Source organism: Pseudomonas sp. W15Feb9B (assembly GCF_000828175.1).
In the GTDB taxonomy this organism is placed as follows: domain Bacteria; phylum Pseudomonadota; class Gammaproteobacteria; order Pseudomonadales; family Pseudomonadaceae; genus Aquipseudomonas; species Aquipseudomonas parakoreensis.
This window is the reverse complement of the sequence record NZ_JTKF01000074.1, coordinates 1-15,522: the sequence shown is the minus strand read 5'-3', so window position 1 is coordinate 15,522 and position 15,522 is coordinate 1. Positions and strand designations below refer to the sequence as shown.

At 55.8% G+C, this 15,522-nt stretch carries 11 protein-coding genes, 1 tRNA gene and 2 pseudogenes; all 14 read right to left on the bottom strand.

Annotated features, from left to right (window positions below; all coding sequences use genetic code 11):
• Window positions 1-69 (bottom strand): annotated as a pseudogene (locus OC71_RS28435) (elongation factor Tu); the annotation flags it as partial.
• A 31-nt stretch (window positions 70-100) separates the two neighbouring features.
• The gene (fusA, locus tag OC71_RS26520; RefSeq protein ID WP_041074964.1) at window positions 101-2,206 is read right to left on the bottom strand and encodes an elongation factor G; all 2,106 of its coding nucleotides are present in this window, start codon (window positions 2,204-2,206) and stop codon (window positions 101-103) included.
• 30 nt (window positions 2,207-2,236) lie between these two features.
• The gene (gene rpsG, locus OC71_RS26515; protein ID WP_003228745.1) at window positions 2,237-2,710 is read right to left on the bottom strand and encodes a 30S ribosomal protein S7; all 474 of its coding nucleotides are present in this window, start codon (window positions 2,708-2,710) and stop codon (window positions 2,237-2,239) included.
• Between the two features lie 107 nt (window positions 2,711-2,817).
• The gene (gene rpsL, locus OC71_RS26510) at window positions 2,818-3,189 is read right to left on the bottom strand and encodes a 30S ribosomal protein S12 (protein WP_003186084.1); all 372 of its coding nucleotides are present in this window, start codon (window positions 3,187-3,189) and stop codon (window positions 2,818-2,820) included.
• Window positions 3,190-3,404: 215 nt separating this feature from the next.
• Window positions 3,405-7,604: a DNA-directed RNA polymerase subunit beta' gene (gene rpoC / locus OC71_RS26505; protein ID WP_041074962.1), complete on the bottom strand. Its 4,200-nt coding sequence runs from the start codon at window positions 7,602-7,604 to the stop codon at window positions 3,405-3,407.
• A 63-nt stretch (window positions 7,605-7,667) separates the two neighbouring features.
• The gene (gene rpoB / locus OC71_RS26500; protein ID WP_027614262.1) at window positions 7,668-11,741 is read right to left on the bottom strand and encodes a DNA-directed RNA polymerase subunit beta; all 4,074 of its coding nucleotides are present in this window, start codon (window positions 11,739-11,741) and stop codon (window positions 7,668-7,670) included.
• A 221-nt stretch (window positions 11,742-11,962) separates the two neighbouring features.
• Window positions 11,963-12,328, bottom strand: a complete 366-nt coding sequence (rplL, locus tag OC71_RS26495) for a 50S ribosomal protein L7/L12 (RefSeq protein WP_041074960.1) — start codon at window positions 12,326-12,328, stop codon at window positions 11,963-11,965.
• A 74-nt stretch (window positions 12,329-12,402) separates the two neighbouring features.
• Window positions 12,403-12,903, bottom strand: coding sequence for a 50S ribosomal protein L10 (gene rplJ, locus OC71_RS26490; RefSeq protein WP_003228752.1), 501 nt, complete (start codon window positions 12,901-12,903; stop codon window positions 12,403-12,405).
• 198 nt (window positions 12,904-13,101) lie between these two features.
• Window positions 13,102-13,797 (bottom strand): 50S ribosomal protein L1, encoded by a 696-nt coding sequence (gene rplA, locus OC71_RS26485; protein ID WP_003228754.1) that lies wholly within the window; start codon window positions 13,795-13,797, stop codon window positions 13,102-13,104.
• Window positions 13,797-14,228, bottom strand: a complete 432-nt coding sequence (gene rplK / locus OC71_RS26480; RefSeq protein WP_003228756.1) for a 50S ribosomal protein L11 — start codon at window positions 14,226-14,228, stop codon at window positions 13,797-13,799. Before rplK ends, rplA begins: the two co-directional genes overlap by 1 nt.
• 117 nt (window positions 14,229-14,345) lie before the next feature.
• Window positions 14,346-14,879, bottom strand: coding sequence for a transcription termination/antitermination protein NusG (nusG, locus tag OC71_RS26475; protein WP_025113545.1), 534 nt, complete (start codon window positions 14,877-14,879; stop codon window positions 14,346-14,348).
• A gap of 9 nt (window positions 14,880-14,888) precedes the next feature.
• The gene (gene secE, locus OC71_RS26470) at window positions 14,889-15,257 is read right to left on the bottom strand and encodes a preprotein translocase subunit SecE (RefSeq protein WP_041074957.1); all 369 of its coding nucleotides are present in this window, start codon (window positions 15,255-15,257) and stop codon (window positions 14,889-14,891) included.
• Between the two features lie 45 nt (window positions 15,258-15,302).
• Window positions 15,303-15,378, bottom strand: a tRNA-Trp gene (locus OC71_RS26465).
• Between the two features lie 53 nt (window positions 15,379-15,431).
• Window positions 15,432-15,522: pseudogene (locus tag OC71_RS27325) on the bottom strand (elongation factor Tu); the annotation flags it as partial.

Genomic DNA, 15,522 nt, shown 5'->3' with positions numbered 1-15,522 from the left:
GTGGTCAACGTGACCAATGGTGCCAACGTTGACGTGCGGTAGGGAACGATCAAATTTTTCTTTAGCCACGACAATTAACTCCTAGCCTAAAGGGGCTGAATCAGCCTTGTTTTTTGGTTACGGACTCGACGATGTGCGACGGAGCCGTATCGTATTTTTTGAATTCCATAGAGTAGCTTGCGCGACCCTGGGACATGGAACGAACGTCGGTCGCATAACCGAACATCTCACCCAGTGGAACCTCGGCACGGATAACCTTGCCGGACACTGTATCTTCCATACCCTGGATCATGCCGCGACGACGGTTAAGGTCGCCCATCACATCACCCATATAGTCTTCAGGCGTAACAACCTCTACCGCCATGATCGGCTCGAGCAACTCACCACCACCCTTCTGGGCCAGTTGCTTGGTCGCCATGGAAGCAGCCACTTTAAACGCCATCTCGTTGGAGTCGACGTCGTGGTAAGAACCATCGAACACGGTAGCCTTCAGGCCGATCAGCGGATAGCCGGCAACAACGCCGTTCTTCATCTGCTCTTCGATACCCTTCTGGATAGCCGGGATGTATTCCTTAGGAACCACACCACCTACTACTTCGTTCAGGAATTGCAGACCCTCCTGACCTTCGTCAGCAGGAGCAAAACGGATCCAGCAGTGACCGAACTGGCCGCGACCGCCGGACTGGCGAACGAACTTGCCTTCGATTTCGCAGTTCTTCGTGATGCGCTCACGGTACGAAACTTGAGGCTTGCCGATGTTGGCTTCGACGTTGAACTCACGGCGCATCCGGTCAACCAGGATGTCCAGGTGCAGCTCGCCCATGCCGGAGATGATCGTCTGACCAGTCTCTTCATCAGTCTTAACGCGGAAAGACGGGTCTTCCTGAGCCAGCTTGCCCAGTGCGATACCCATTTTTTCCTGGTCATCCTTGGTCTTAGGCTCTACGGCAACCGAAATAACCGGCTCCGGGAAGTCCATACGAACCAGGATGATTGGTTTGTCAGCGTTGCAGAGGGTTTCACCAGTGGTGACGTCCTTCATGCCGATCAGGGCCGCGATGTCGCCAGCGCGCACTTCCTTGATCTCTTCACGGGCGTTTGCGTGCATTTGCACCATACGACCCACGCGCTCTTTCTTGCCTTTAACCGAGTTGATCACGCCGTCGCCGGAGTTCAACACGCCCGAGTAAACGCGGACGAAGGTCAAGGTACCCACGAATGGGTCAGTAGCGATTTTGAACGCCAGCGCCGCGAACGGCTCGTCGTCACTTGCGTGACGCTCCATTTCCTCTTCCTCGTTATCAGGGTTGGAACCCTTGATCGCAGGAATGTCGGTTGGAGCAGGCAGGAAGTCGATAACGGCGTCGAGAACCAGGGGAACGCCCTTGTTCTTGAACGAAGAACCGCACACAGCCAGAACGATTTCGCCAGCAATAGTGCGCTGACGCAGAGCAGCCTTGATCTCTTCGATCGACAGCTCTTCGCCTTCCAGATACTTGTTCATCAGCTCTTCACTGGCTTCGGCCGCAGCCTCAACCATGTTGCTGCGCCACTCAGAAGCCAGCTCGAGCATGTCCGCAGGGATTTCCTTGCGAACAGGAACCATACCCTTGTCAGAGTCGTTCCAGTAAACAGCCTGCATGTTGATCAGGTCGATCTGGCCCTGGAAGTTGTCTTCCGAACCGATAGCCAGCTGAATCGGCACTGGAGTGTGACCCAGACGCTGTTTGATCTGACCAATCACGCGCAGGAAGTTGGCACCAGCACGGTCCATCTTGTTTACGTAAACAAGACGTGGAACGCCGTATTTGTTGGCTTGACGCCATACGGTTTCCGACTGAGGCTCAACACCCGAAGTACCGCAGAATACAACGACAGCGCCGTCGAGTACGCGCAGGGAACGCTCAACTTCAATGGTGAAGTCTACGTGGCCCGGGGTATCGATGACGTTGAAGCGGTGTTCGTGAGGATACTGCTTCTCGGAACCTTTCCAGAAGGCGGTGATGGCAGCAGAAGTAATGGTAATACCACGCTCCTGCTCCTGCACCATCCAGTCTGTGGTCGCGGCGCCGTCATGCACCTCGCCCATTTTGTGACTTTTGCCAGTGTAAAAAAGGACGCGCTCGGTGGTGGTGGTTTTACCAGCATCCACGTGAGCGACGATACCGATGTTACGGTAGCGACTAATCGGAGTAGTACGAGCCATAAAGCCCTCGCAAAATTAGTGAAGCTAAAATTAGAAGCGGTAGTGCGAGAAAGCTTTGTTGGCTTCGGCCATACGGTGCACGTCTTCACGCTTCTTAACAGCAGCACCTTTACCTTCAGCAGCATCCAGCAGTTCGCCAGCCAAGCGCAGAGCCATAGACTTCTCGCCACGCTTACGGGCGAAGTCTACCAACCAGCGCATTGCCAGAGCGTTACGGCGGGAAGGACGAACCTCGACCGGAACCTGGTAAGTAGCACCACCAACGCGGCGCGACTTCACTTCGACCAGCGGAGCGATGGCGTCGAGTGCTTTTTCGAAGAGTTCCAGGGGATCGGTGCCGGCCTTACGAGCCTTCACGGTTTCCAGGGCACCATAAACGATACGCTCGGCAACGGCTTTCTTGCCGCTTTCCATAACGTGGTTCATGAATTTGGCGAGGATCTGGCTTCCGTATTTCGGATCGTCCAGAATCTCACGCTTTGCTGCTACGCGACGTCTTGGCATGATAAGCCCTCAAGCGGTCTTCAGGTTAGTTCGGGACAGATCCAGTGGATGCAAGCCCGACCTTACTCTTATCGACTCAATAAAATGAAAATCTGCAAAACGGCCGATTACTTCGGACGCTTGGTACCGTACTTCGAACGACCCTGGTTACGGCCTTTAACGCCGGAAGTATCCAAGGAGCCGCGAACGGTGTGGTAACGAACACCTGGCAAGTCTTTTACACGACCGCCACGGATCAGTACCACGCTGTGCTCTTGCAGGTTGTGGCCTTCACCACCGATGTACGAGGAAACCTCGAAACCGTTGGTCAGACGCACACGGCATACTTTACGCAGTGCCGAGTTAGGTTTTTTCGGCGTGGTGGTGTACACACGGGTGCACACGCCACGACGTTGCGGGCAGTTCTGCAGCGCAGGTACGTCGGATTTCTCGACGATACGCTTACGCGGCTGACGTACCAGCTGGTTGATAGTTGCCATCTACTAGCTCCACTGTTGTCTTGCGACGCTATTGTCTTGCAAGAAAAGCAAAATGACAGGAACGGATTCCCGCCAAATTTAGGGGATCAAGAGTCTAAAGAGGATCTTGCCCCCAGTCAAGGCAAGGCCCCGACCTCCCCGCCCGTCGAACCTTGACAATTTGTCTCGATTCGACGAACGGAGCGATCAGGGCCTCAGCTTATTTACCGCAGAACTCAGTTACCGCTCGAGTTCAGCGCTTCGGTCAGTGCAGCTTCCACTTCACTGGCGCTTACGCGCAACGGCTTGTCTGCATCACGACGACGCTTGCGCTCGCTGTGATAAGCCAGACCGGTACCGGCCGGGATCAGACGACCCACGACCACGTTTTCTTTCAGGCCGCGCAGGTAGTCGCGCTTGCCAGTGACTGCCGCTTCGGTCAGTACGCGGGTGGTTTCCTGGAAGGAAGCCGCCGAGATGAACGATTCGGTCGACAACGACGCCTTGGTGATACCCAGCAGAACGCGGGTGAACTTGGAGACAAATTTGTCTTCCGCATTCAGACGCTCGTTCTCTACCAGTACGTGAGTCAGTTCCATCTGGTCGCCCTTGATGAAGCTGGAATCGCCGGACTCGGAGATCTCAACTTTACGCAGCATCTGACGCAGGATGGTCTCGATGTGCTTATCGTTGATCTTCACGCCTTGCAGACGGTAAACGTCCTGGATCTCGTTCACGATGTACTTGGCCAGCGCGCTCACACCCAGCAGACGCAGGATGTCGTGCGGATCGCTTGGACCGTCGGAGATAACTTCGCCGCGGTTAACCTGTTCGCCTTCGAACACGTTCAGGTGACGCCACTTCGGAATCAGCTCTTCGTACGGATCGCTACCGTCGTTCGGGGTAATAACCAGACGGCGCTTGCCTTTGGTCTCTTTACCGAACGCGATGGTGCCGCTGACTTCAGCCAGAATCGACGCTTCTTTCGGACGACGAGCTTCGAACAGGTCGGCAACACGCGGCAGACCACCGGTGATGTCGCGGGTTTTCGAAGTTTCTTGCGGGATACGAGCGATAACATCACCGATCGCGATCTTCGCACCGTCCGCAACACCGACCAGGGCGTTGGCTGGCAGGAAGTACTGAGCGATAACGTCAGTGCCTGGCAGCAACAGATCCTTGCCGTTGTCGTCGACCATCTTCACTGCTGGACGGATTTCCTTGCCCGCAGCTGGACGATCTTTCGCGTCGAGTACTTCAATGTTGGTCATACCGGTCAATTCGTCAGTCTGACGCTTGATCGTGATGCCTTCTTCCATGCCCACGTAGGTCACGGTACCTTTCATTTCGGTAACGATTGGGTGAGTGTGCGGATCCCACTTGGCCACGATTGCGCCAGCGTCGACCTTGTCACCTTCTTTAACCGAAATCACAGCACCGTACGGCAGCTTGTAACGCTCACGCTCACGACCGAAGTCATCAGCGATTGCCAGCTCACCGGAACGGGACACAGCAACCAGGTGGCCATCCACTCGTTCAACGTGTTTCAGGTTGTGCAGACGGACGGTACCGCCATTCTTCACCTGAACGCTGTCGGCTGCGGAAGTACGGCTTGCCGCACCACCGATGTGGAACGTACGCATTGTCAGCTGGGTACCCGGTTCACCGATGGACTGGGCAGCGATAACGCCGACCGCTTCACCGATGTTCACCTGGTGACCACGAGCCAGATCACGGCCGTAGCACTTGGCGCAAATACCATAGCGGGTTTCGCAGCTGATCGGCGAACGCACGATCACTTCGTCGATGCTGTTCAGCTCGATGAACTCGACCCACTTCTCGTCTACCAGGGTACCGGCAGGAACGATAACGTCCTCGGTGCCTGGTTTGAATACGTCACGGGCAATAACACGACCCAATACGCGCTCACCCAACGGCTCTACAACGTCACCGCCTTCAATATGCGGAGTCATCAGCAGACCGTGTTCGGTGCCGCAATCGATCTCGGTTACAACCAGATCCTGCGCCACGTCTACCAGACGACGAGTCAGGTAACCGGAGTTCGCAGTTTTCAACGCGGTATCCGCCAGACCTTTACGAGCACCGTGAGTCGAGATGAAGTACTGGAGTACGCTCAGACCTTCACGGAAGTTCGCAGTAATCGGCGTTTCAATGATGGAACCGTCCGGCTTGGCCATCAGACCACGCATACCGGCCAGCTGACGAATCTGTGCTGCGGAACCCCGCGCACCCGAGTCGGCCATCATGTACATCGAGTTGAAGGACTCTTGGTCGACTTCGTCGCCGTGACGGTCGATGACTTTCTCTTTCGAGAGGTTGGCCATCATCGCCTTGGAAACTTCGTCGTTCGCCTTCGACCAAAGGTCGATCACTTTGTTGTACTTCTCGCCCTGGGTTACCAGGCCGGAGGCGTACTGGCTCTCGATCTCTTTCACTTCGTCGGTGGCTGCACCGATGATGCGGGCTTTTTCATCCGGGATAACGAAGTCGTTAACACCGATGGAAACGCCGGAGATGGTCGAGTAAGCGAAACCGGTGTACATCAACTGGTCAGCGAAGATCACGGTCTCTTTCAGACCAACCACGCGGTAGCACTGGTTGATCAGCTTGGAGATCGCCTTTTTCTTCATCGGCAGGTTGACGACATCGTACGACAGACCTTTTGGCACAACCTGGAACAGCAGCGCACGGCCGACAGTGGTGTCGACGATACGAGTGTTGCTCACGCTGTTGCCGTCACGGTCATTGACGGTTTCGTTGATACGAACCTTGACCTTGGCGTGCAGTGCAGCTTCGCCGGCACGGAACACACGGTCAACTTCCTGCAGATCCGCGAACACACGACCTTCGCCCTTGGCGTTGATCGCTTCACGAGTCATGTAGTACAGACCCAATACAACGTCCTGCGACGGAACGATGATTGGCTCACCGTTGGCTGGCGACAGAATGTTGTTGGTCGACATCATCAACGCACGCGCTTCGAGCTGGGCTTCCAGCGTCAGCGGTACGTGCACGGCCATTTGGTCGCCGTCGAAGTCGGCGTTGTACGCGGCGCAGACCAGAGGGTGCAGCTGGATAGCCTTACCTTCGATCAGTACCGGTTCAAACGCCTGGATACCCAGACGGTGAAGGGTCGGTGCACGGTTGAGAAGAACCGGGTGTTCGCGAATCACTTCCGCGAGAACGTCCCAAACCTCTGGCAGCTCGCGCTCGACCATCTTCTTGGCCGCTTTGATGGTGGTCGCGAGACCACGCATTTCCAGCTTGCCGAAAATGAACGGTTTGAACAGCTCGAGAGCCATCTTCTTCGGCAGACCGCACTGGTGCAGACGCAGGGTCGGACCTACGGTAATTACCGAACGACCGGAGTAGTCAACACGCTTACCGAGCAAGTTCTGACGGAAACGACCTTGCTTACCCTTGATCATGTCAGCCAGGGATTTCAGAGGACGCTTGTTCGAACCGGTGATAGCGCGGCCACGACGACCGTTGTCGAGCAGTGCATCGACAGCTTCCTGCAACATACGCTTTTCGTTGCGCACGATGATGTCCGGAGCGGACAGGTCCAGCAGGCGCTTCAAACGGTTGTTACGGTTGATCACTCGACGATACAGGTCGTTGAGGTCGGAAGTCGCGAAACGACCGCCATCCAGCGGGACCAATGGACGCAGATCTGGCGGCAGAACCGGCAGAACGGTCAGCACCATCCACTCTGGCAGGTTGCCGGAGCCCTGGAAGGCCTCCATCAACTTCAGACGCTTGGACAGCTTCTTGATCTTGGTTTCCGAGTTGGTTTGCGGAATCTCTTCGCGCAGACGGCCAATCTCGTGTTCCAGGTCGATAGCGTGCAGCAGTTCGCGGACAGCCTCGGCACCCATGCGGGCGTCAAAATCGTCACCGAACTCTTCCAGCGCTTCGAAGTACTGCTCGTCGTTCAGCAGCTGACCTTTTTCAAGGGTGGTCATGCCTGGATCGATAACGACGTAGCTCTCGAAGTAGAGAACGCGTTCGATATCACGCAGGGTCATGTCCATCAGCAGGCCGATACGGGACGGCAGCGATTTCAGAAACCAGATGTGGGCAACCGGCGAAGCCAGTTCGATGTGCGCCATGCGCTCACGACGAACCTTGGCCAGTGCGACTTCAACGCCGCACTTTTCGCAAATCACACCACGGTGCTTCAAGCGCTTGTACTTACCGCACAGGCACTCGTAATCCTTTACCGGGCCAAAGATCTTGGCGCAGAACAGACCGTCACGCTCAGGTTTGAACGTACGATAGTTGATGGTTTCCGGCTTTTTAACTTCACCGAACGACCACGAGCGGATCATCTCAGGCGAGGCCAATCCGATACGGATGGCGTCGAACTCTTCGACTTGACCCTGGTTTTTCAGCAAATTCAGTAGGTCTTTCAAGGCCTTTCCTCCTGGCGGAGCAGAGAGCGGGCAGTCCTGCCCCGCTCTCGATCGCGTCACGTGTTATTCGGTTTCCAGATCGATATCGATGCCGAGGGAACGAATTTCCTTGATCAACACGTTGAAGGACTCGGGCATGCCCGGCTCCATACGGTGATCGCCATCCACGATGTTTTTGTACATCTTGGTACGGCCGTTCACATCGTCCGACTTCACTGTGAGCATTTCTTGCAGAGTGTAAGCAGCACCGTATGCTTCCAGTGCCCAGACCTCCATCTCCCCGAAACGCTGACCACCGAACTGCGCCTTACCACCCAGCGGCTGCTGGGTAACCAGGCTGTACGAACCGGTAGAACGCGCGTGCATCTTGTCGTCTACCAAGTGGTTCAGCTTCAGCATGTACATGTAGCCAACGGTAACTGGACGCTCGAACTTGTTGCCGGTACGGCCGTCAGTCAGCTGCATCTGGCCGCTTTCCGGCAGGTCTGCCAGTTTCAGCATGGCCTTGATTTCGCTTTCCTTGGCACCGTCGAACACTGGAGTGGCCATTGGAACACCGCCACGCAGGTTCTTCGCCAGATCCAGGATTTCCTGATCGGAGAAGCTGTCCAGATCTTCGTTACGACCGCCGATCTGGTTGTAGATCTCGTCCAGGAAGGTGCGCAGCTCAGCGACTTTACGCTGCTCTTCGACCATCCGGTTGATCTTCTCGCCCAGACCTTTGGCCGCGAGGCCCAAGTGGGTTTCAAGGATCTGACCAACGTTCATACGCGAAGGTACGCCCAACGGGTTGAGGACGACGTCGACCGGAGTGCCATTGGCATCGTGCGGCATGTCTTCAACCGGCATGATCACGGAGACCACACCTTTGTTACCGTGACGACCGGCCATCTTGTCGCCCGGCTGGATGCGACGACGGATTGCCAGGTAAACCTTGACGATTTTCAGCACGCCTGGAGCCAGGTCATCGCCCTGCTGCAGTTTGCGTTTCTTGTCTTCGAACTTGTCGTCCAGCAGACGGCGACGATCAACGATGTAGGCCTGAGCCTTCTCGAGCTGCTCGTTCAGAGCATCTTCAGCCATGCGCAGTTTGAACCACTGACCATGCTCAAGACCGTCGAGCACTTCGTCGGTGATGTCCTGACCTTTCTTCAGGCCGGCGCCGCCTTCAGCCTTGTGGCCTACCAGAGCGGAGCGCAGACGTTCGAAGGTCGCGCCTTCAACGATACGGAACTCTTCGTTCAGATCCTTGCGGATCTCGTCCAGCTGGGACTTCTCGATCGACAGTGCACGAGCATCACGCTCAACGCCGTCGCGGGTGAAGACCTGTACGTCGATGACAGTACCTTTGGTACCGGTAGGTACACGCAGGGAGGTGTCTTTAACGTCGCTGGCTTTTTCACCGAAGATCGCACGCAGCAGTTTTTCTTCCGGAGTCAGTTGAGTCTCGCCTTTCGGAGTGACTTTACCCACCAGAATATCGCCTGCGCCTACTTCAGCACCGACATAAACGATACCGGCTTCGTCCAGCTTGTTCAGTGCAGCTTCACCCACGTTCGGGATGTCCGCAGTGATTTCCTCTGGGCCAAGCTTGGTGTCACGCGCCACACAGGTCAGTTCCTGAATGTGGATCGTGGTGAAACGGTCTTCCTGAACCACACGCTCGGACAGGCAGATGGAGTCTTCGAAGTTGAAGCCGTTCCATGCCATGAACGCGATGCGCATGTTCTGACCCAGCGCCAGTTCACCCATGTCGGTGGACGGGCCGTCGGCCATGATGTCGCTACGCTGAACGCGATCACCCTTGCTCACCAGCGGACGCTGGTTGATGCAGGTGTTCTGGTTCGAGCGGGTGTATTTGGTCAGGTTGTAGATGTCGACACCGGCCTCACCGGTTTCAACTTCGTCATCGGCAACACGAACCACGATACGGCTGGCATCAACGGAATCGATCACGCCGCCACGACGAGCCACGACGCAAACGCCGGAGTCGCGAGCCACGTTACGCTCCATGCCGGTACCGACCAGCGGCTTGTCAGCGCGCAGGGTTGGTACAGCTTGACGCTGCATGTTCGAACCCATCAACGCACGGTTGGCGTCGTCGTGCTCGAGGAACGGAATCAGCGACGCTGCAACCGAAACTACCTGCTTCGGCGAAACGTCCATCAAGGTGACGTCTTCCGGCGCCTTGACGGTGAATTCGTTCAGATGACGTACGGCTACCAGTTCGTCGATCAGGACTTTCTGCTCGTTCATGGTCGCAGAAGCCTGCGCGATCACGTGATCGGCTTCTTCAATAGCGGACAGGAACACGATCTCGTCGGTGACCACACCCTCTTTCACCACACGGTACGGGCTTTCCAGGAAGCCGTACTGGTTGGTGCGAGCGTACGCAGCCAGGGAGTTGATCAGACCGATGTTCGGACCTTCCGGCGTTTCAATCGGGCAGACACGACCGTAGTGAGTCGGGTGTACGTCACGGACTTCGAAGCCCGCGCGCTCACGAGTCAGACCGCCAGGGCCGAGTGCAGAGACACGACGCTTGTGGGTAATCTCGGACAACGGGTTGTTCTGGTCCATGAACTGCGACAGCTGGCTGGAACCGAAGAACTCTTTCACCGCCGCAGCCACTGGCTTGGCGTTGATCAGGTCTTGCGGCATCAGGCCTTCGCTTTCGGCCATCGACAGACGCTCTTTGACCGCACGCTCAACACGTACCAGGCCAACGCGGAACTGGTTCTCGGCCATTTCGCCTACGCAGCGAACACGACGGTTACCCAGGTGGTCGATGTCATCGACGATGCCTTTACCGTTACGGATGTCGACCAGAGTCTTCAGGACCGCGACGATGTCTTCCTTGCACAGCACGCCCGAACCTTCGATTTCGGTACGACCGATACGACGGTTGAACTTCATCCGGCCGACCGCAGACAGGTCATAGCGCTCAGGGCTGAAGAACAGGTTGTTGAACAGGGTTTCGGCAGCGTCTTTGGTTGGCGGCTCGCCTGGACGCATCATGCGATAGATCTCGACCAGCGCTTCCAATTGATTGCTGGTGGAGTCGATCTTGAGCGTGTCGGAGATGAACGGACCGCAGTCGATGTCGTTGGTGTACAGAGTTTCGATGCGAACAACGCCGGCCTTGGCGATTTTCGCCAGGACTTCGGTCGACAGCTCGGTGTTGCACTCTGCCAGGATTTCGCCGGTAGCCGGATGCACGATGACCTTGGCGGTAGTGCGACCCAGAACGTAGTCCAGAGGCACGTCCAGCTCTTTGATCCCGGCTTTTTCCAGCTGGTTGATGTGGCGGGCAGTAATACGACGGCCCTGCTCGACAATCACCTTGCCTTTATCGTCCTGGATATCGAGGACGGCCACTTCACCGCGCAGGCGCTGCGGCACCAGTTCCAGGCTCAGGCCTTCGCCTTTAACGTGGAATACGTTGGTGGTGTAGAAAGCGTCCAGCACTTCTTCGGTGGTGTAGCCGAGCGCACGCAGCAGTACCGAGGCCGGCAGCTTGCGACGACGGTCGATACGCACGAATACGCAGTCTTTCGGGTCGAACTCGAAGTCCAGCCACGAACCGCGGTAAGGAATGATGCGCGCGGAGTACAGCAGTTTACCGGAGCTGTGCGTCTTGCCGCGGTCGTGGTCGAAGAACACGCCCGGGGAACGGTGCAGCTGGGAAACGATAACACGCTCGGTACCGTTGATTACGAAGGTACCGTTCTCAGTCATCAATGGGATTTCGCCCATGTAGACTTCTTGCTCTTTGATGTCCTTGATCGCTTTGTTCGACGATTCTTTGTCGAAAATGATCAGGCGCACTTTTACCCGCAAAGGTACGGCGAAAGTTACACCGCGCAACACGCATTCTTTGACATCAAATGCCGGTTCGCCCAAGCGATAACCGACGTACTCCAGCGCAGCATTGCCGGAGTAGCTGATGATCGGGAAAACGGATTTGAAGGCCGCATGCAGGCCCACGTCGCGGAACTGATCTTTAGTCGCTCCCGCTTGCAAGAATTCACGATACGAATCCAGCTGGATGGCCAGGAGGTAAGGCACATCCATGACGTCCGGCAACTTGCTAAAGTCCTTGCGGATACGTTTTTTCTCAGTATATGAGTAAGCCATCAGCGTTCCCCAGCTTGGTCACCTGCTTGTTTGGCCCCTCCCGACGGGAGCAGCCAGAAAATCGTGCAAACCCCATGGTTTGCGCCACCGCATCGGGTGGTTACAGCGCCTTTATCAGCACCGACCCAGTCGGCTGCCAATAACGGAAAAAGGCCGGTGGCAAGAGCCACCAGCCATCAGCCTGTCGCTTGACGCTCGGGCTGGAGGAGCAAAGTCGATACTTATTTCAGCTCGACTTTAGCGCCTGCTTCTTCCAGCTTCTTCTTAGCGTCTTCAGCAGCTTCTTTCGAAACGCCTTCAGCTACAACCTGAGGAGCGCCATCTACTTTCTCTTTGGCTTCTTTCAGGCCCAGACCGGTCAGTTCACGAACTGCCTTGATCACGTTTACTTTCTTCTCGCCGGCTTCAACCAGGACAACGTTGAACTCGGTTTGCTCTTCAACAGCAGCAGCAGCTACAGCTGGGCCAGCCGAAGCGGCAGCAGCGGTAACGCCGAAGGTTTCTTCCATCGCTTTGATCAGCTCAACGATTTCCACTACGGATTTCTGGCCGATTGCTTCGATGATTTGTTCGTTAGTCAGAGACATGACTCAATTCCTGAATTGGGGGACGGCCTACGCGACCATCGAAATAAACAAAAAACGCGAGAAGTCGACGAGCCTTAGGCTGCGGCAGCTTCTTTCTGGTCGCGAATTGCCGCCAGAGTACGAGCCAATTTGCTGGTAGCGCCTTGAATCACGCTCATCAGCTGAGAAATTGCTTCGTCACGGGTCGGCAGAGTTGCCAGTACGTCGATCTGATTAGCTGCGAGGAACTTGCCCTCGAACGCAGCTGCCTTGATCTCGAACTTGTCCTGACCCTTGGCAAACTCTTTGAAGATACGGGCAGCAGCGCCCGGATGTTCGTTCGAGAATGCAATCAGGGTCGGGCCGGTGAACACGTCGTTGAGGACACTGTATTCAGTGTCAGCAACAGCGCGCTTGAGCAGGGTGTTACGTACAACACGTACGTAAACGCCAGCTTCACGAGCCTCTTTACGGAGTCCGGTCATTGCGCCTACTGTTACGCCACGGGCATCAACCACGACAGCGGACAGAGCGACTTTGGCAGCCTCGTTGACTTCAGCGACGATGGCCTTCTTGTCTTCGAGATTAATTGCCACGGGTTTAACTCCTGCTTGTTACCGTTTCACTCGGTCGAAACCGAATGTCGTTTTGGTGTCTGATTCGGTAAGGAACCGGGAGCACCATCTGCGTAGGCTTATGGTTTAAGACTTGCGTCGCCTACGGTCTTGGATAGCCCCCGCCAGGCAGGGACCCCAATCTTTCAATTGACGCGATCAAACGCGCCAACCTTTGTCTTACGCGTCCAGCGAGCTCTGGTCGATAACCAGACCTGGGCCCATAGTGGTGCTCAGGGTAACGCGCTTGACGTAGATACCTTTCGAAGAAGCTGGCTTGATACGCTTCAGATCAGCGATCAGGGCTTCAACGTTTTCCTTCAGTTTGACGGCATCGAAGCCGATCTTGCCAACGGAAGTGTGGATGATGCCGTTTTTGTCGGTGCGATAACGAACCTGACCAGCCTTGGCGTTTTTAACTGCGGTAGCTACGTCTGGAGTTACGGTGCCGACTTTCGGGTTAGGCATCAGGCCACGTGGACCGAGGATCTGACCCAGTTGACCTACAACGCGCATGGCATCCGGGGATGCGATCACTACGTCATAGTTCAGGTCGCCGCCTTTCATTTCGGCAGCCAGGTCGTCCATACCTACACGGTCAGCGCCGGCAGCCAGAGCGGCCTCAGCAGCTGGACCCTGGGTGAACACAGCAACGCGAACGGTCTTGCCAGTGCCGTGTGGCAGCACAGTAGCGCTACGAACAACCTGGTCGGATTTACGCGGGTCTACACCCAGGTTTACAGCAACGTCGAACGACTCGCTGAACTTGACAGTCGACAGCTCAGCCAGCAGAGCAGCAGCGTCTACAATGTTGTAGGCCTTGCCTGCTTCGATTTTGCCGGCGATAGCCTTTTGACGCTTGGTCAGCTTAGCCATTACACACCCTCCACGTTAAGGCCCATGCTACGAGCAGAACCGGCGATAGTACGCACGGCTGCATCCATATCAGCTGCAGTCAGATCCGCGTTTTTGGTTTTCGCGATTTCTTCCAGCTGAGCACGGGTAACAGTGCCAACCTTAACGGTGTTCGGACGAGCGGAACCGCTGGTCAGACCGGCCGCCTTCTTCAGCAGAACCGAAGCAGGGGTGGATTTGGTTTCGAAAGTGAAGCTACGGTCGCTGTAGACAGTGATGATCACTGGAGTCGGCAGACCTGCTTCAAGACCCTGAGTACGGGCGTTGAAAGCCTTGCAGAATTCCATGATGTTCACGCCGTGCTGACCCAGAGCAGGACCAACAGGTGGGCTTGGGTTAGCCTGAGCGGCCTTCACTTGCAGCTTGATGTAAGCGGTAATCTTCTTGGCCATGAGGCACTCCAATTACGGGTTCGAACGCCTCGAAAGGCTCCCCGGTTACTTGCGCGTTTATCCCAGTGACGACAAAACCCCACAGCCTAGGGCTGCGGGGTTGGGATGCTTGTTCAGTTAGACCTTTTCGACCTGACTGAACTCTAACTCTACCGGGGTAGAGCGACCGAAAATAAGCACTGCCACCTGGACACGGCTCTTTTCGTAGTTAACTTCTTCGACGGTACCGTTAAAGTCAGCGAATGGACCATCGGTAACACGAACCACTTCACCCGGCTCAAACAGAGTTTTCGGCTTCGGCTTATCACTACCATCGGCCACGCGACGCAGAATGGCTTCCGCCTCTTTGTCGGTGATTGGAGCAGGTTTGTCGGCGGTACCGCCAATGAAGCCCATCACCCGAGGAGTATCCTTGACCAAGTGCCAAGTACCCTCGTTCATATCCATCTGCACCAGCACATAACCTGGGAAGAACTTACGCTCGCTTTTGCGCTTCTGGCCATTACGCATTTCAACCACTTCTTCAGTGGGAACCAGAATTTCGCCGAAGCCATCTTCCATGCCAGCCAGCTTAACGCGCTCAATCAGCGAGCGCATGACATGCTTCTCGTAACCCGAGTAAGCATGCACAACGTACCAACGCTTAGCCACGGGACACCCTTAGCCGACAATCAAGGAAACAAGCCAGCCGAGCAGGGAATCAACACCCCACAACAGCAACGCCATAACGATAACCACAGCAACAACAATCAACGTTGTCTGCGTAGTTTCCTGGCGAGTTGGCCATACGACTTTACGAATCTCGGTGCGCGCTTCCTTAACCAGTACGAAGAACGACTTGCCCTTTGCAGTCTGCAGGCCCACAAAGGCAGCAACAGCAGCAATCACGAGCAGTGCTAGTACACGGTACAGGATCGGCGAAGCAGCGTAATACTGATTGCCAACTACACCCACAACCACCAAAGCAGCTACCACAAGCCACTTTAGCAGATCGAAGCGAGAGCCTTGAGCTTCAGCCTTAGGAGTCATCTATGAAGATCCTGTGAAAAGAAAGCCAGATACACCGAGTGAATCTGGCAGGTCAGGAGGGAATCGAACCCCCAACCTACGGTTTTGGAGACCGTCGCTCTGCCAATTGAGCTACTGACCTAAAACAAAATCAGGCCGACCATTATGCCGGCCCGAAAAATACATTACAACCGCTTATTCGATGATTTTAGCTACGACGCCAGCGCCGACGGTACGACCGCCTTCACGGATAGCGAAACGCAGGCCATCTTCCATCGCGATGGTT